The organism is Jejuia pallidilutea (assembly GCF_002973595.1).
Classification (GTDB): Bacteria; Bacteroidota; Bacteroidia; order Flavobacteriales; family Flavobacteriaceae; genus Jejuia; species Jejuia pallidilutea.
In genome coordinates, this window is the sequence record NZ_PVEO01000001.1 from 793343 (window position 1) to 811080 (window position 17738).

18 protein-coding genes, 1 tRNA gene and 1 pseudogene are annotated in these 17738 nt (G+C 32.0%); 9 read left to right on the forward strand and 11 right to left on the reverse strand.

Annotated elements, in window-relative coordinates:
• Positions 1–92 precede the first annotated feature (92 nt).
• Both CLV33_RS03490 and CLV33_RS03495 read right to left on the reverse strand, forming a co-directional pair.
• Positions 93–728, reverse strand: coding sequence for a 50S ribosomal protein L25/general stress protein Ctc (locus tag CLV33_RS03490; protein WP_105472707.1), 636 nt, complete (start codon positions 726–728; stop codon positions 93–95).
• 67 nt (positions 729–795) lie between these two features.
• Positions 796–1737, reverse strand: a complete 942-nt coding sequence (locus tag CLV33_RS03495) for a ribose-phosphate pyrophosphokinase (RefSeq protein ID WP_042242323.1) — start codon at positions 1735–1737, stop codon at positions 796–798.
• A 147-nt stretch (positions 1738–1884) separates the two neighbouring features.
• Here CLV33_RS03495 and CLV33_RS03500 point away from each other — a divergent pair.
• Positions 1885–1966, forward strand: a tRNA-Leu gene (locus CLV33_RS03500).
• Positions 1967–2213: 247 nt separating this feature from the next.
• Here CLV33_RS03500 and CLV33_RS03505 read toward each other — a convergent pair.
• The 5 genes from CLV33_RS03505 to CLV33_RS03525 are packed head-to-tail and all read right to left on the reverse strand — an operon-like array spanning position 2214 to position 8688.
• Complete coding sequence (locus CLV33_RS03505; RefSeq protein WP_105472708.1) at positions 2214–2555, reverse strand: hypothetical protein; 342 nt, start codon at positions 2553–2555, stop codon at positions 2214–2216.
• 2 nt (positions 2556–2557) lie between these two features.
• The gene (locus CLV33_RS03510; protein ID WP_105472709.1) at positions 2558–5407 is read right to left on the reverse strand and encodes a type I restriction endonuclease subunit R; all 2850 of its coding nucleotides are present in this window, start codon (positions 5405–5407) and stop codon (positions 2558–2560) included.
• A 36-nt stretch (positions 5408–5443) separates the two neighbouring features.
• Positions 5444–5809, reverse strand: coding sequence for a four helix bundle protein (locus CLV33_RS03515; protein WP_105472747.1), 366 nt, complete (start codon positions 5807–5809; stop codon positions 5444–5446).
• Positions 5810–5857: 48 nt separating this feature from the next.
• Complete coding sequence (locus CLV33_RS03520; RefSeq protein ID WP_105472710.1) at positions 5858–7084, reverse strand: restriction endonuclease subunit S; 1227 nt, start codon at positions 7082–7084, stop codon at positions 5858–5860.
• 2 nt (positions 7085–7086) lie between these two features.
• Positions 7087–8688 carry a type I restriction-modification system subunit M gene (locus CLV33_RS03525; RefSeq protein ID WP_105472711.1) on the reverse strand — a complete coding sequence of 534 codons (1602 nt, stop codon included), beginning with the start codon at positions 8686–8688 and terminating at the stop codon, positions 7087–7089.
• A 387-nt stretch (positions 8689–9075) separates the two neighbouring features.
• On the opposite strand from CLV33_RS03525, the gene CLV33_RS03530 reads away from it, so the two are divergent.
• The 4 genes from CLV33_RS03530 to CLV33_RS03545 all read left to right on the forward strand — a co-directional run bounded on the left by CLV33_RS03530 (position 9076) and on the right by CLV33_RS03545 (position 11579).
• On the forward strand, positions 9076–9933 hold the full coding sequence (locus CLV33_RS03530) for a YicC/YloC family endoribonuclease (protein WP_042242339.1): 858 nt from the start codon (positions 9076–9078) through the stop codon (positions 9931–9933).
• 36 nt (positions 9934–9969) lie between these two features.
• Positions 9970–10554, forward strand: coding sequence for a guanylate kinase (gene gmk, locus CLV33_RS03535; protein WP_105472712.1), 585 nt, complete (start codon positions 9970–9972; stop codon positions 10552–10554).
• Between the two features lie 9 nt (positions 10555–10563).
• The gene (nadD, locus tag CLV33_RS03540) at positions 10564–11142 is read left to right on the forward strand and encodes a nicotinate (nicotinamide) nucleotide adenylyltransferase (protein WP_042247795.1); all 579 of its coding nucleotides are present in this window, start codon (positions 10564–10566) and stop codon (positions 11140–11142) included.
• A 74-nt stretch (positions 11143–11216) separates the two neighbouring features.
• Positions 11217–11579, forward strand: a complete 363-nt coding sequence (locus tag CLV33_RS03545) for a methylglyoxal synthase (RefSeq protein ID WP_042242345.1) — start codon at positions 11217–11219, stop codon at positions 11577–11579.
• 248 nt (positions 11580–11827) lie between these two features.
• On the opposite strand, the gene lysM is transcribed toward CLV33_RS03545, so the two are convergent.
• Positions 11828–12313 carry a peptidoglycan-binding protein LysM gene (gene lysM, locus CLV33_RS03550; RefSeq protein WP_045370895.1) on the reverse strand — a complete coding sequence of 162 codons (486 nt, stop codon included), beginning with the start codon at positions 12311–12313 and terminating at the stop codon, positions 11828–11830.
• A gap of 273 nt (positions 12314–12586) precedes the next feature.
• Positions 12587–13528, reverse strand: a complete 942-nt coding sequence (locus tag CLV33_RS03555; RefSeq protein WP_105472748.1) for a nicotinic acid mononucleotide adenyltransferase — start codon at positions 13526–13528, stop codon at positions 12587–12589.
• Between the two features lie 131 nt (positions 13529–13659).
• Between CLV33_RS03555 and CLV33_RS03560 the strand changes: the two genes are divergently transcribed.
• Complete coding sequence (locus CLV33_RS03560) at positions 13660–14661, forward strand: NAD(P)H-dependent glycerol-3-phosphate dehydrogenase (protein ID WP_105472713.1); 1002 nt, start codon at positions 13660–13662, stop codon at positions 14659–14661.
• A gap of 145 nt (positions 14662–14806) precedes the next feature.
• Here the strand turns inward: CLV33_RS03560 and CLV33_RS03565 are convergent, their stop codons facing one another.
• The gene (locus tag CLV33_RS03565; protein ID WP_105472714.1) at positions 14807–15202 is read right to left on the reverse strand and encodes a hypothetical protein; all 396 of its coding nucleotides are present in this window, start codon (positions 15200–15202) and stop codon (positions 14807–14809) included.
• Positions 15203–15283: 81 nt separating this feature from the next.
• On the opposite strand from CLV33_RS03565, the gene CLV33_RS03570 reads away from it, so the two are divergent.
• From CLV33_RS03570 to CLV33_RS17650, 3 genes are all read left to right on the forward strand, one after another.
• Complete coding sequence (locus CLV33_RS03570) at positions 15284–16009, forward strand: hypothetical protein (protein ID WP_105472715.1); 726 nt, start codon at positions 15284–15286, stop codon at positions 16007–16009.
• A 265-nt stretch (positions 16010–16274) separates the two neighbouring features.
• Positions 16275–16649, forward strand: a complete 375-nt coding sequence (locus CLV33_RS03575; RefSeq protein ID WP_170063967.1) for a nuclear transport factor 2 family protein — start codon at positions 16275–16277, stop codon at positions 16647–16649.
• Positions 16650–16823: 174 nt separating this feature from the next.
• The gene (locus CLV33_RS17650) at positions 16824–17564 is read left to right on the forward strand and encodes a hypothetical protein (protein ID WP_244906375.1); all 741 of its coding nucleotides are present in this window, start codon (positions 16824–16826) and stop codon (positions 17562–17564) included.
• 44 nt (positions 17565–17608) lie between these two features.
• Here CLV33_RS17650 and CLV33_RS17655 read toward each other — a convergent pair.
• Positions 17609–17738 (reverse strand): annotated as a pseudogene (locus tag CLV33_RS17655) (IS110 family transposase); the annotation flags it as partial.

A 17738-nucleotide genomic window follows, 5' to 3' on the forward strand; every position in this document is an offset into this window, starting at 1 on the left:
TAAATTTTAAAATTAAAGTTGTTTTTTAGGTTTTTTACAATAAAAAAGCACCTTCGTTAAGAAAGTGCTTTTTACAATCGTTGTTAATAAATTTATTCTTGAGACGTCTCTTCTGCAGTTGCTGCTTCTGCTCCTTCTTCACCTTCAATTTCTTCATCATCATCGTCGTCTTCAATAATAGCAGTTCTTGCTGTTTTAATTTGGCAAACCACTGTATTGTCTGAATGTAAAAAGGTATAGCCCTCTTTTGGCAAATCGCCTACCGCTACTTTATCTCCAATTTTAAGAGGTGTAATATCTATCTCTATAAAATCTGGTAAGTTAGCAGGAAGCGCCTTTATACGCAGCTTTCTGTTGTTTTTTCTTAAAACACCACCATTTTTAACACCTCTGGAATTACCCACAAGGTTTACAGGAATGTTTAATGCAATTTCTTTATCCTCGAATAATTGGTAGAAGTCTACATGTAAAATTCTATCTGTTACTGGGTGAAATTGTAAATCTTGAAGTACAGCGTTAAAAGTAACGCCATTGTCTAGCTCAATCACAACTGTATGCGCATTGGGCGTGTATACAAGTTTAGAGAAAGCCAATTCTGGTGCAGAGAAATGTACTGGCTTATCTCCTCCGTATAATACGCAAGGAACCTGACCAGCATTACGTAAGGCTTTTGTTGCTTTTTTGCCCACGCTTTCTCTTTGAGATCCGTTGATTGTAATTGATTTCATAATTGTTTTATATAAATAATTTAATTAATATTCTTTTTTTCTCCTTTTATCGATAAACAAAGGAGGATTACATTACGAATTTAGAGCTTATGGATTTGTTATGGTGCACTTTGTCCATTACTTCTGCAAACAATTCTGCACAACTTAACACTCTTATTTTATCGTTATTTTGTTTTAGAGGAATAGAATCTGTTGTAATTAATTCTTCTAGTTTAGATGCCTCTATTTTTTCGTAAGCCTTACCAGATAATATTGGATGTGTACATATAGCCCTAACACTTAGCGCGCCTCTTTCCATCATTAAATCTGCTGCTTTGGTTAATGTACCAGCAGTGTCTACCATATCATCAACTAAAACCACATTTTTACCGGTAACATCTCCTATTAACTCCATATGAGATATTGTATTAGCCTTAGCACGCTGCTTATAACAAATAACCACATCGCTTCCTAAAGCCTTAGAATATGCGTAAGCTCTTTTAGAACCACCCATATCTGGTGAAGCCACGGTTAAATTTGGTAATTCTAAGCTTCTTAAATACGGCAGGAAAATGGTAGATGCAAATAAATGATCTACTGGTTTTTCGAAAAAACCTTGTATTTGGTCGGCATGCAAATCCATTGTTATAATTCGGGTTGCGCCAGCAGCCTCGAGCATTTTAGCTACTAATTTTGCCGCAATTGGCACACGTGGTTTATCTTTTCTATCCTGTCTTGCCCATCCAAAATAGGGCATTACGGCGGTTATGTGTCTTGCTGATGCACGTTTAGCGGCATCAATCATTAACAACATTTCCATTAAGTTTCTTGGCTCTGGATGCGTAGAACCTATAATAAAAATTCGTGTACCACGTATAGATTCTTCGTAAGACGGCTGAAACTCACCATCGCTATATGTAGATGTAATAACATTACCTAGTTTTGCTCCAAAGGCCTTGGCAATGTTTTCACCTAATGCTGTACTTTGCGTACAAGCAAAAATTTTAGCTTCAGTATTTACAACGCCCATGGTTAACTAGTTGTTTTTTAGGATTTAAAAAAGATGATTTTTTTTAACGAGGTGCAAATTTATACATTTATTTTAACCTGAAAAGTATATTGCGTAGTATTTTCGTGTTACATATCGAAAAAATATATATTTTTGCAATCCAAAATTGCTCAAGTGGCGGAATTGGTAGACGCGCTGGATTCAAAATCCAGTTTCTTCGGAAGTGTGGGTTCGATTCCCACCTTGAGTACACAAAACCCTGTTAATTATATGATTAACAGGGTTTTACGATTAAACTAGAAACAATACAGTAACGCAATATCCTTAGTTTTAGTATAAAAAAAGCTAAGTTTTGCTATTATTGACTTAATTAAAAACAAAACTCATAGCCATCGCCTTTAGAAATACAGTCTAACAGGAGCTACACTAAAGAGTTTTGAAGGCATAATTCAACAAAATATATTAATACCCCTTGCTTTTATAGATATAAATAACCTTTAAATATTATCAACTTCCTCAACCATTAAATTATGAGCAATATGAGGTCTTTCATTATGAGTTGGAGCAGGTGGCCCCATATAAAACCTAACTTTAAATTTACTTCCTAAATACTTGCAATTAATTTTTACATCTAGAAATGAATAATCTCTGTAATCATAATTTAATTTGCTAATTGCACCTAACCAAACATCATCTTTATAGGCTATTTTACACAGCTCATTAAACTCTAGTAAGGATACTATTTTGTCCTGCTGTAATTGCTTAATCAATTTATGAGTTGCACTTCTTAATGCTCCAATTACTTTTTGTTTTTCATTATGTTCTAATCCAGCGTTCATAATTAATCAATTCCATTAATAAAAGTCTTAATGAAATCCTTTATCTGTTCTGTAATTCTATTACTTATTGATTCTCGATGCAATACACTTGGTTGTTTTTTTAATGCCTCAATTACTACGTCTTCGGTTGCCATTCTTCCTGTAAATAGAAAGTCATTTATAATGGTTTCAACCTTATCTTGTTTTAATGATTCCTTAGCGGTTAATTCATGTAAAGCCTTTCTGGTTTCAACCTCCCAATATTGTTTAAACACGCTTTCAACATCTTCCTCATCACTTATTTTAGGTAAATTATTCTGAATAAACTTTTCAATTAATGCGCGTTTACTTCTTAACTCTGCTTCTCCTGAAATTAAATCTATAATTTGCTTTTTCTGTTTTGCCTGGTCTTTTGGTGTAGCTTCTTTTAATTGTGCTAATAATCGCATTATGTAGGCTACATTTATTTCATCACGATGTATTAATTCTAATTCAAAATCAATTTCATCTAAAATAGATACTGATTCTTTTTGATTATTCGTTTTAATCTTATCGTGTAAGTCTAAATATTTACTTGTATAATCTGCAAACTCTTGCTCTTTCATATAGGTATCATCAAATGTAAATTCGATAAATGATGCTAGTATATTTTTCAATCGCATTATTTCTCTAAAGGCTTTTGCAAATTCTAATTCGTCTTCTTCGGTAACCAAATCATTTACACTATCTACCGTTGGTGCAATTCCCATTAATACCTTATACGCTTCATTGAATTTCTTTACTTGCTCTTCATAAGGTGCTATTATTATAGTTTCCTGCGCATTTTTATCTGAAAACAAAGCAATAGCATCATCTGTATTTTGCTTTAGATTACGGAACGCTAAAATGTTTCCTTGTGATTTCTTTTCGTTTAATATTCTGTTGGTACGAGAATAAGCTTGTATTAAACCGTGATAGTTTAAATTTTTATCTACATAAAGGGTATTTAGAGACTTACTATCAAAACCTGTAAGAAACATATTTACGACTAATAATATATCAATCTGCTTGTTCTTAACGCGTTTAGAAATATCCTTTTTATAGTTTAAAAAGGCATTGCCATCTTTTGCGGTGTGTTTAGTACCAAACTGTTTGTTATAGTCTGCAATACATTGGTCTAACTTATCTTTGTGAGGGATACTACCGTAGGTTGAAGCGGCTTCAGCAGCCATATTAATATCTGGAAAATCTTCTTCGGGTATTTCGCCATTTGCACCTGCATCCTCTTGATTGGGGCTGTATGAAAATATAGAAGCAATATTTAAGTTATGTTTACCAGCTTGCTTTTTAGCCTTAAACAGCTCGTAATATTTTATAAGTACATCTACACTACTCACACAAAACATTGCTGTAAACGTTCTGTGATGCGTTTTACGATTGTGATTTGCTATGATATAGTTGGTAATAGTATTCAAATAATCATCACTTTCATAAACTTCTTGCTTGTTTATATCTTCTACTTTCGTATCATCAATCCCATCTTTTGATTTGAACACATTATAATATTCAATAGAAAACTTTAATACATTTTCATCGCGGATAGCATCTGTAATGACGTATTGATGTAAACACTCGTGAAACAAATTTGCTGTAGTTTGTTTGATACTTTTTTTACTAAGCGCATTTTTTACAAATATTGGTGTTCCTGTAAAACCAAATAACTGATGATTGGTAAAGAAATTTACAATACGTTTGTGCGTATCTCCAAATTGTGAACGGTGACATTCATCAAAAATGAATACTATTTTTTCATCTTTTAAAACTTCTATTTGCTTTCTAAATTTAGCCTTTGATATGGCACTATTTAGCTTTTGAATAGTAGTAACTAATAACGGTCTATTATTATCTAAAAATTGACTAATAAGCATTTTTGTGTTCTCTGTACCATCAATACTATCTTTATCAAATGCTCTAAATTCTCTAACTGTTTGGTCGTCTAAATCTTGCCTATCTACTACAAATACTACTTTTTTAATTTTAGGATTTTGAGTTATTATTTGACTTGCTTTAAATGATGTTAGTGTTTTACCTGAACCTGTAGTATGCCATATATAGCCATTTTTATTACTATTCTTTATTCTATCAATTATTGATTCTACTGCAAAAAACTGATAAGGTCTTAATACCATCAATGTTTTATCACTTTCGTGCAACACAATGTATTTGGTAATCATTTTAGCAATATGACAAGGCTCTAAAAAGATATTTGCAAAAGGTTCTAATTGTGTGATTTTTTTATTCTTTTCATCACTCCAGAACGATGTAAACTTAAAACTCTGTTTTTGGCTATTTGCATAATACTTGGTATCTACACCATTACTAATTACAAAAATCTGTACATAATTAAATAGTGCATTGTTTGATGCAAAAGATTCTTTTTGATACCGTTGAATTTGATTAAAGGCTTCTTTAAGTTCTATACCTCTTCGCTTTAATTCTATTTGTACTAATGGTAGGCCGTTAATAAGAATAGTAACATCGTAACGGTTTTCTCGTTTACCGTTAATAGTAATTTGATTAGTTACTTGGAATTGATTTTGACACCAGAAATCTTGATTAATAAACTCGATATATGCTTTCTCTCCGTTATCTTTTTGAAGCACATATTTATCTCGTAAGGTTTTGGCTTTATCGTAGATGTTACCTTTAGATAAGTGGATAACTATTCTTTCAAACTCTGAAGCTGTAAACGTTGTTTTATTATGTTTTTCTAATTGCGTTTTTAGGTTGGTTAATAAATCATCTTCTGTTTTTATAACAACTGATTTATGACCTAAACTAATAAGTTGGCTTATTAAATTGTTTTCTAATACTTGTTCTGGCTGTGTTGTCATTATTTTAATTGAGGATTGATAATTGAAGATTGATGATTATCGGTTTAAGTTTTGTTTTGTTGTTTTTACAATGCTTATTAGCATTTTTAAAATAGCCTCACTTTCTGGAAAAATAGAATTGTACTCCTTTTCTGAAATATAACTACTATCGTTTAATAACTGTAACCAATAAGTAACCTCATTTGCTTCTTTTAATGCCACATTCATTTTATTTAAAAAATCTGCTTTAGACTGTGCGTGCTCACCTTCTTTTATTAAAGCACCTATAGCTGTTCCGCTACGCAATAACTGTTTAGACAATACATATTCCTTTTTTTCAGAAGTTAGATATTTATACAAACCAATAATACGTAAAGCAAAAGCATACGATTTATCCATCACCAAATTTTCCTTTTTCTTCATAACTAGCCATTTTCCATTCTCAATTCTCAACCATCCATTATCAATTAATTAAACAAACATTTGTTGTAATAATCCTTTTTTAAAGGCTTTACTATTTTCTATTTTGGTATTTAAGGCTTCTATTTTTATATCTATATCTGATAAGAAATTGGCTATTTTGGTTTGTTCTTCAATAGATGGTAAATAAACCTTTAATTTAAGAAATGAAGATTTTGATATATTATACCTTGTACTACCTTGAGCTAAAGGAATCATTTTTTTTCTAAAATCGTTACTACGGAATAGAAACTGACTAAATGATGGATATAAAATTGATTGATTTACTCTAAAACCAAAACAAAAACTATTAAGATACATTTCGCCAACACTATCCAATAATACAGATGCAGTGCCTATTTCATTTGGTGTTTCAGATGAAGTTGTAAAAAAAACATCACCATATTGAACTTTGGTTTGATTATCTGTACTTGTTACATCAACTAATCCACAATTATCAATATTTATTTTAGAGCTATCAAAAATTTGCTTGTATTGAATATATGGTTTACCGCTACCAAAGTTTTCTTTGGTTTTACCTGTTAAACCGTTTAAAGTACTACCTAAATCTCCCAACTTCTTCACTTCCCATTTAGGAAACGCATTACCATTATCATCTTTAAATCTTAATTCTTGACTAAAGATTTTTTGCATTATGCCTTTTTTGTATTGCTCTAAAAGATCTTTCTTTTTGGTTAGTTTGGTAATTTTATCATCTACATCTGTAAGGAATGATGCTATTTTTTGTTGTTCTGGAATGGATGGTAAATTTATAGGAATACTTTTTAAATCCCCTGTTGTAAAACCTTTTATTGACGTACCCTGTGCGAATTGATGAAGTAGTTTGTTTTTAGATAAAAAATAATATGCTATAAACCAACTATTATCTTTTTTTGGTGTAAGGTTAGCAAAATCTTGACTTGTGCATAAATTTAGATTAGAAACAGCAAGTTTACCTATACCTACTCTTGAAACAAATAACACACTATTTAACGGAACTAATTTTGCAGCACTTTCTTCGATTGCCTCATTTGATATATAACGAGTAATATTAATATTAAAAATATCATTTTCTAATATATCTGAACTTGAAATCCAAGGGGTATTACCTTTCCAATAATTAGCCTTATTAGTTGCAGGTGTCCCACCACCTTTAAACACACCCAATGCACCTAATTTTGTCTTTATCCATTGATTTTTAAATTCAATAAAACGCAGTTTTGGTTGTAATAATTCCATTATTAAAAAGGTGCTTTAATATTTAACTCTTTACAATAGGAAGCAATACGTTTATCGGTTTCGGCAATTTCTATATCTAATGCTTGTATTGCTGAAGCTACGGCATTAATATCAATAGGTTCTTCTTCTTCAAAGGTATCTACATAACGTGGTATGTTTAGGTTGTAATCGTTATCTTCAATATCTTTTAAGGTAGCTCTATAACTGTATTTATCTATAACCTCTCTGTTGGTATAAGTATCTACAATTTTATTGATGTGCTCTGGTAGTAGCTTGTTGTCTTTACCTTGTTTTTCAAACTCGTTACTTGCATCAATAAATAATACATCTTCATTAACTTCTCTGCATTTTTTAATCACCAAAATACAGGTTGGAATCCCTGTACCAAAAAAGATATTTGCAGGTAAGCCAATAACGGCATCAATGTAGTTTCTGTCTTCTATTAAATACCGTCTTATATGTGCTTCACTACTTCCTCTAAATAATACACCGTGAGGTAAAACGGTTGCCATTATACCGTTTTCATCTAAATGATGAATCATATGCTGTACAAATGCAAAATCTGCTTTTGTTTTAGGTGCTAATTTACCGTATTGACTAAATCTATCATCTGTACTAAAAATACCTTTTGCACTCCACTTTGCAGAGAATGGTGGATTTGCTACAATAGCTTCTGCACGTAACTCTATATCCATATGTTGAGGCTCTTCTAAAGTATCTTCTTGTTTGATATCAAACTGACGATAATTTACACCGTGTAGAATCATATTCATACGTGCCAAGTTGTAAGTAGTACGGTTTAATTCTTGACCGTAAAACATTCCTACATCATCCACTTCTTTGGCTACTCGTAACAACAAGGACCCACTACCACAGGTTGGATCATAAACTGATTTTAAACGCTTTTTACGTGTAGTAACAATTTTTGCTAATATGGTTGAAACTTCTTGAGGTGTGTAAAATTCCCCTGCTTTTTTTCCTGCTCTTGATGCAAATTCGCCAATTAAATATTCATACGCATCACCCAATAAATCGCTTTCAGTGTCTTCTAATTGAAAATCGATTTCATCTAAATGCGTGATAATTTTTGCAATAGTTTCATTTTGGGCTTTTACGGTTCTACCTAATTTTCCAGATGTTAAATCTAAATCTTCAAATAGTTTTACAAAATCATCTTCAGATTCTGTACCCATTGTACTTTGCTCAATATTGGTTAGAATACGCTCTAAATCTTCAATGATGAAAAACTGTTTCGCTTCATCAATTTCATTAGTTTCTATTTCTGAAAGGTTATTTCCTTTTTGAGCAATAGATGTAAATAATTCACTCGGCTTTAAAAAATAACCTAATTCTTTAATACAAGCTTTTTTAACCGCTTCGATATACAACTTACCATTCTCTGAATTTTCATCTAATTGCTCGTAAGTTAAATTGTCTGGTGCTAATATTTTGTTAGCGTATATATGTAGCTTTTCTGATAGATATTTAAAGAATATAAAACCTAATATATAGTTTCTATAATCATCTGCATCCATTTTACCACGTAAAAGGTTAGCAATAGCCCATAATTGTTTTTCTAGTAGTTTTTTTTGTTCTTCTGACATAAGTGGTGTAAGTAATTTCGATTGTTAAAAATAAAGTTTTATATGAAACAGACCTTATGGTTTACCTTATAATTAACTTAAAACTATAGTAAATTAAAAAATATCAAAATGAATGTTTTATTTTATTGATTACCAGATGTATTTGCGTATTTTGAGTTACACCACAAAAGTTTTTATTTGTGGTGGTGTTGGGTAATTTTAAGGGTTTACTGTGTTTACCATTAAAATAAAGGTTTTTTTGGGTGTCATTGTTGCACCACAAAAGTTTTTAGGAGTGGTGGTTTTGTGTGTTTACATGTAGTGTTTATGTGAAAACAGGTGTTTTTATAGGTATACTTAGGTTTCTTACAGTTTTAATTACCTTTGCAAAACTTAATACACGTGTTTATGATTTATTCCATGACAGGTTACGGAAAATCTGTTTTACAATTACCAACAAAAAAAATCACTATAGAGCTAAAATCTCTAAACAGTAAAAATTTAGACTTGAATGCTAGAATGCCTTCTATTTACAGAGAGAAGGAACTTGCCATTAGAAAACTACTAGCCGATAAATTAGTACGTGGCAAAATTGATTTTTCAATTTATGTTGAAGCTACAGCAGAAGATACCTCAACACAATTAAATACCCCTGTTGTAAAACAGTACATGTCGCAATTAAGGGCTATAGTAAATACAGATGATGCACAACTACTTGAAATGGCAGTACGTTTTCCTGATGCGCTAAATACTGTTAGGGAAGAAATTGATGAAGACGAATGGAAAGCTATTGAAGCTGAAATATTAAAAGCTGTAGAAGATTTAATTAGTTACAGACTTAACGAGGGCAAAGTTCTAGAAGAAGATTTTAACAATCGTATTACCGCAATTAGTAACATTCTTGAAGATGTTATCGCAATGGACCCCGAACGTGTGGAGGGTGTTAGGGAGCGTTTAAAAAAGGGCGTTGATGAGTTAAGGGAAAAATATGATGAGAACAGATTTGAACAAGAACTTGTGTATTACATTGAAAAGTTTGATATAACCGAAGAAAAGGTACGCTTAAAAAATCACCTAAATTATTTTACAGAGTCTATTAACTCTAAAGACTCTAATGGAAAAAAACTTGGGTTTATAAGTCAAGAAATGGGTAGAGAAATAAACACTATTGGCTCTAAGAGCAATTTCGCCCCAATGCAGCAATTGGTTGTACAAATGAAAGATGAACTTGAAAAAATTAAGGAACAATTATTAAATGTACTATAATTTAGTTTCCAGTCTCAGTATACAGTAAAATTAAACATGACTAAAGAAAAGAAACAAGGTAAACTCATCGTGTTTTCAGCACCTTCTGGTTCTGGTAAAACCACTATTGTACGGCATTTATTGGGTATTGAAGATTTAAACCTAGAGTTTTCAATATCGGCAACTTCAAGAGACAAACGTGGTACTGAAGTTAATGGTAAGGATTACTATTTTATGTCTGCAAAAGACTTTAAAAGTAAAATTAAAAATGATGAGTTTTTAGAATGGGAAGAGGTATACCGCGACAATTTCTACGGCACCTTAAAAGCCGAGGTAGAACGTATTTGGGCACTAGGTAAAAATGTAATTTTTGATATTGATGTTTCTGGTGGCTTGCGTATAAAGCGAAAATTTCCAGAAGAAACATTAGCCATATTTGTAAAACCACCAAGTATTGATGAGCTAAAAATTAGATTAAAAAAACGTAAAACAGAAAGCGACGATAAAATAAACATGCGTGTTGCAAAAGCCTCTGCAGAATTAGCTACCGCTCCATTATTTGATACTATAATAGTAAACGACAACTTAGACAAGGCCCTTCTAGAAGCTAAAAATATAGTTAGTAAATTTATTAATTCTTAAACTCTATTCATGAAAGTTGGCTTATATTTTGGTTCTTTCAACCCTATTCATATAGGTCATTTAATTATTGCCAACCATATTGCAGAGTATAGTGATCTAGACCAAGTTTGGTTTGTAGTAACACCACATAACCCTTTTAAAAAGAAAAGCTCGCTTTTAGATAATTACCAACGCTTAGAAATGGTATATCGAGCAACAAAAGATTACCAAAGATTACAACCTAGTAATATTGAATTTAACTTACCACAACCCAATTATACTGTAAACACATTAGTGCACCTACAGGAAAAATATCCTAATTACGAATTTGCATTAATTATGGGAGAAGACAACCTAAAGAGCTTTCATAAATGGAAAAACTACGAGCTTATTCTTGAAAACCACCATATATACGTATACCCTAGGATTTCAAAGGACAAAGCTGAAACACGGTTTGATGGTCATAAAAAAATACACATTATTAATGCTCCCATAATGGAGCTTTCTTCAACCTTTATTAGAAAATCCATTAAAGAAGGCAAAAATGTTAAGCCTATGTTACCTCAACATGTTTGGGAATATTTAGATGAGATGAATTTTTATAAATAAAACAAGCTTAGTTTTAAACGATATTTTCAATTAGTTAATTTCGTTTATGTATAATAATTATAATCTAATTAAGAATGGAAATAGCCATAATCGCGCATGATGGTAAAAAAGCTGAAATGGTTCAGTTTTTAAATCAGCATAAAGTAAAGTTTCAAGAAAAAAACATCTGTATAATATCTACTGGTACTACAGGTGGAAAAGTTGAGAAAGCAGGTATAGAGGTTACAAAATTATTATCTGGCCCTCTTGGTGGCGATGCCCAAATAGCAGCTAGAGTTGCCGAAGGAATATGCAAAATGGTTATTTTTTTTAGAGACCCTCTAGAAAAGCATCCTCATGAACCAGATGTCAATATGCTTATGAGACTATGCGATGTACACGATGTACCACTTGCTACAAATCCTGCTACAGCAGAATTGTTAGTTAAAGCTCTTTAATAAACTAACATTGTTTAGTTTTATATTCTACAATAAACAACCTATTAATTCCCCACAAGAAGAAAGGATAAACTTAGTGTTTTACATGAATTATTAGACTGTAAAATAGCAAGTTATATCTTTTAAGTATGTGTTTTAAATAATTTTAACGCATAAAATTAAATAGCAATACTATTTTTATTTTTGAGAATAAAAAACCCAACTCTTGCGAGCCGGGTTTTATCATAACATAAATATTGTAGGTGTTTTTAGTCTAAGGCAGGAATGCGCAATACTTGTCCTGGATAAATTTTATCCGGATCGGTAAGCATTGGCTTATTCGCTTCAAATATCATAGGATATTTCATGGCGTTGCCATAATATGTTTTTGCAATTTTACCTAAAGTATCACCACTTACTACAGTATGAAATTGTGCCTCTGGCTCAACATTTTCTACCGTCATTTGGTCATCAACAACAGCAATACCGTTAGAGTTCCCAACCACTAAAATTACTTTTTCTTTTGTAGCTTGGTCGTATGCGGCACCACTTATAGTTGCTGTGTCTTCATCTATAAATATATTTAGGTTTTCTACCTGCAACTGTAAATCGTTAATTGTTTCTTCTAGTTTTTTAGCAGCCATTTGCTCTAACTTAAGCTCTTTAGCAGCAGCTTCAGCAGCTTCTTCTTCATCGGTCTTACCAATACCAAATACTTTTGCTCCTGCGTTTTTAATAAATGAAAATAATCCCATGTTAACTTATTTTAAGGGTTAATAATTTTATTTTATGTAATTTTTAAAGCTACACATTTTTTAGACACAAAAGGAACGAAATGGTCACATAATTTAACCCAAAAACAGAAACCGCCCAAAGCAAGTTTGCTTTAAACGGTTTCTAAACTAAATAACCAACCAAAATTTTAGTGAAACTTTAATTTGAATGGCTTGTTGTAAAACCATACTCAAATTAAATAGTTGAACTAATCCCGCTTATTGCGGGATATCATCCCTTAATTTTCTATTTATTTATAACCTCGAGCTTTCCCTTGGGTTGTCTACTCTTTCTTTTTTAAACTTACGTTTCTTTTCTTTTTTAGCAGCAGTTTCGTCTTTTGTACTACCCGCTTTTAAATATTGTATGTAACCTCTTCCTTTAAATTCGTAAATGGTTTTAGAAGATGGATGATACAGCTCTATCGTTCTGTCATCTATAACGCTTAGTTCAAAGAATTCATTGTCAAAGAAATCATAATCTAATGTTAAAGTTTTTAAGTTTATAGTGTTTAATACATCGCCAACACCGTAAACCCCTGTGTAGTCCCAAATTAAGTTATTAGGATTCGTTCCAAAATTGTCCTGAGAACTTCTAAATGTAGAATCGTTACCACCTGCTAAAAACTGTAAGTAATTCTCGTTATCAAACTCGTTTATAGCTCCCATTTCACTTGTAAATGTCTTTTCCCAAGCTTCATACTCCTGCAAGAAATAATGAATATTATCGTAGAACACAAAATCGTAATCGAAATTTCTACGTTGGTACCCTTCTAAAAAGTACGATGTATCCGTATTGGGGTTATATAATTCTATGGTATTATTATCTACAACAAACACATCAAACGTTACAAACCCATCAATATCGTGGGTTACGTCCAATATGGCATTATATGCACTATAACTTGCTACATCAATACCAAAACCATCGCCACTACTACCTATACCTACCAAATTATTATTAGCGTAAAGCGTACCATTAATAAAAGAAATAGTAAATGCCTTTTGCAAAAACGGTATTTCTCCAAAGCCAATAGTTTGGTTTATATCTACATACCAAAGCTCGTAAGAGTTTAGTACTTGGTTTGCATTAATTATTGGTTCGTCTACAAAATCATCTACGATAACCTCTGTATAACACGACGTAAAGAGTGTTGATGCCAATACAACGCTTAAAAGTAATTTTACAGTCTTCATAATCATTCGTTTTTGGGTTTCTGTTACTATAGATTCAAACAGCGTGCCAAAAAAAAATTTGAAGCACCCCCATTTCTTCATTCTTCTATATTTTATGTACTTTTGGAACAGAAACATTTTTTTAGTTTTTTATGAATGAACCTTTAAAATATGCAGTTTTTGGAGCAGGAAGTTGGGCAACGGCTATAGTAAAAATGCTTAGTGAAAACTTAAATAAAATTGGATGGTACATGCGCAGTGTATACATAAAAGAGCATATTTTACGAGAGCAACACAACCCTAATTATTTAAGTTCTGTAGAGTTTCATCTAGAGCAATTAAAGCTTAGTAACGATATCAATGAAATGGCCGCATGGGCCGATGTGTTATTTTTTGTTATCCCTTCTGCATTTATTCATAGCGAATTAGAAAAACTAACGGTAGATATTTCTAACAAAACAATAGTTTCTGCGGTAAAAGGTATAGTACCAGAATCTGGATTATTATTAGGCGAGCACATAAACGAGCGTTACAATGTGCCTTTTGAAAATATTGCAGTACTCGCAGGCCCCTGTCATGCCGAAGAGGTAGCGCTAGAACGTTTATCGTACTTAACCATTTCCTCTTGGGACGCTAAAAAAGCGCAGCATATTGCCGATAGTTTGTCTAGCGACTACATTAAAACCAAAATAAGCGATGATGTTATTGGTATAGAATACGGTGTTATGCTAAAAAATATTTATGCCATTGCCGCAGGAATTGCACATGGTTTGGGCTATGGCGATAATTTTCAGAGTATTTTAATGAGTAATGCCATAAGAGAAATGAAGCGCTACATTAAACGCGTACATAAAATGAAACGCAACATTAATAATTCTGCATATCTGGGCGATTTGTTAGTAACAGGCTACTCCACATTCTCTAGAAACCGCATGTTTGGTAATATGGTTGGGAAAGGCTACACCGTAAAATCTGCGCAAATGGAAATGAGCATGGTTGCCGAAGGCTATTATGCCACTAAAAGCGCCTATTTAATTAACGAAAACAACAACAATAAAGCCAACACCCCAATAATAGATGCCGTTTACAGCATACTCTACGAGAATAAAGACCCTAAAAAGGTATTTAAAAAATTAACCGATAAGCTAGATTAAAAAGGCTGCACTACTCTAACCACTTAATATTTAAAAAATAATTTGGGCGTTACCACGCTAGGGCGTGGTCGGGCTATCCGTTACAAGTCCTCGCTACGCTGTGGGCTTTCCACTGCTATCCCTAACGCACTCATTTACCAACAAACTACTTCACCAAAACACCCTTTACATCCATTAAAGGTATGGGTTGCAACGCTTTAAGATTAATGGTGTTTTTTCTAAATAAATAAGTCTTGTCTAGCATAGTGTTGCCTTCAAAAAAAGAAACTTTAAATGCATTGTTTAACGCAAACAAATCTTCTTGAAGTAATTCTATTTTAGCATAACTTTTAGCAGGTAATTTATCTAAACGTTTTCTAAAAGCAGCTGTTTTTTTGGTTTCAGAATACCCCTCAGATACTATAATTACCATTTCCAAATCAATTCCCTTATCGTTTATAATGTAAGCGTTCCAGTCTTTAGTTTTATAAATATCGTTGTATTCGTGCACAACAGCAATATAAACACCTTTTACCTCTGGTACTTTAATATCTTTTTTCAAAACTGTTAATTTAGGTAGCAAAAATAATCTATTTCTAAAAGTTTTATGTAATTTTCCAAAAACACATTTATACCTTAGGCCATGAAATCATATTACGTTTTAAAACTTACGTTCCTATTATGTTTTACTACTTTAATAACGCTAAGCAGTAATGCACAATCTTCTAAAAAAGCAACCGCTATTGCAAATAAAGTCGTTAAAGCTATGGGCGGTATGGAGCACTATAACAATACCCACTTTATAAAATGGGATTTTGCAAAAAGAACATTGTTTTGGGACAAATGGACGGGAGATGTACGTATAGAAAGCCCCGAAAACAACCTAGTAATCCTAGTTAACATAAACACACTTAAAGGAAAAGTGTTTAAAAATAACCTATTGGTACAAGATGAAACCAAACAAAACGAACTACTTGTAAAGGGCAAAAACTGGTGGATAAACGATTCGTATTGGTTGGTAATGCCTTGGAAATTGCAAGATCCTGGGGTAACGTTATCGCATGTAAAAACCGAAACTTTAAATAATGGACATACAGCAGATGTATTACAACTTACGTTTAATGATGTAGGCGTTACGCCAGAAAACAAGTATTATATTTATGTAGACCAAACCGATAACCTTATTAAACAATGGGAGTTTTTCCCTAATTTTAATGATGCAGAACCAAAGTTTATTTTGCCATGGGACAACTATCAAAACACGGGAAACATTCTATTATCATTCAACAGAAGCAAGTTTGGACCTAAAAATGTGGAGGTATCGCAGGAAATGAACAAGACATTATTCGCTGAACTAAACTATAAATAAAAAGTAAAACAAACCAAACGCATAAAAACTTGTAGCTTACAGCAATTTATTATTTTGTTGACTTTAAAATACAAAAACCATTGTTATGCTCCCTGTTCCGGTGAATATAGGTCGTTTAATTGTTTTTATGTTTGAGTTGTGTGTAATGGCGCAAGACAATTCAAATAATAAAATTATGAAGACTAAAGCTCTACTTTTATTGATTATTTTTTCCTTACTAATTAACTTTAGTATAAAGGCTCAAAATAAAGACTCAATAGCTGTTATGAAATCCGCTACCGATTTTGTGACAGCCTTTAATAATTTTAATTGGACAACTTTTCGAACATCATTCACTGATGACGCGACTATTTTTTATCCGTTTTGGGATCAAGCGAGCAGAATAGAAGGTAGACAAGAACGTGATACTGTTTGGTTGACAATTTTTCCTGAATTTGTAGACACAAAAAACACTAGAAAATTACATATAAATCCGAAGGATTTAAAAATCCAACTCTACGGACAGACTGCAATTGTTACATTTCATCTTGGGGACGGAGTAAATAGATTATCCAGAAGGACTTTAGTAATGATAAAGGAAGAGGACCAATGGAAAATTGCGCATCTGCACGCTTCATCATTAAGTAAAAATAATAATTAAAGAATCTGTGAAACCACTACACACAACAACGTGTATAATTCATTGCTAGTACTAGCCTACTTACGAAAATCCTCGCAGATTTTCTATTCGATTTGTATTTGCTAAATTAGTTGCTGAAACACGCAACGAAATCATACACAAAACCGTTGCCAGTAATTTGAAAACCAGCCAATAATGTCAGTAAGTAATTACAGAAATAAAGTCAGTCAATTAAATTCTCAAATTGCGGATTTAATGAAAAAACAAGTTGCTGAAAGGAAAAAAGAAGTTGATTTAAATTCAAAAATTAATGATTTATCAAAAAGAGCATTTTCAACAAAAAGTCTTTCTACAGCTCAAAGTTACCAAAGACAAATAGATAGTAAATCAAAAGAATTAATACGAGTAAGTGCAAAAGTTGCTGACCTAGAAAAAAAACTGGCTGATAAACGAAAAGAGTTGTCTACAAATCAAGGATTTTTAACAAAAGCTATTGATAATGAAACTAAAAAAAGGCAAAGTCAAGAACTGAATTTTTTAAAAGAAAAAGAAAGAATTAATCGTTCGGAATTGAGCAACATTCGGAAATTCAACTCTGAAATTCAACGTCAACAGAATATATTTGACAACTATCAAGTTCCAGAAAGTGAATTAACAGATGATGATGTCGACTATTCTCTAAAAGAACTTACAGAACTTCACGACCGAATTAACTCTGTTTTGGAAAAGCTTGAGAAACTTGGTTATGGTCAAGAAATAATATTTGAAGAGATTGAGCAACTAAAAGGGAAAAGCAAAAAAATTAGTAAAAAAGATTTGAAAATGATGCTTATTGGAAAAATAGTAAGCTTTGGAATGGGTAAAATTGACACAGAATTGGCAGCTCAAATATTTGAAGAAATTACGAATGTAGATTTGACTAAACTAATTGAATAAAAACTACTGGCAACAAAGAACTGAGGTAAAAAACAAGTAAACTATTACTTATTTATTACTAAAGAGCTTCTGTAATCTACATCGTATGGCAATCTATTTTTTACAACTGCAAATGCTTGTTTTAATAACTTGTTGCACACTGCAATAAGAGCTAGTTTTTTGCTTTTGCCCTTG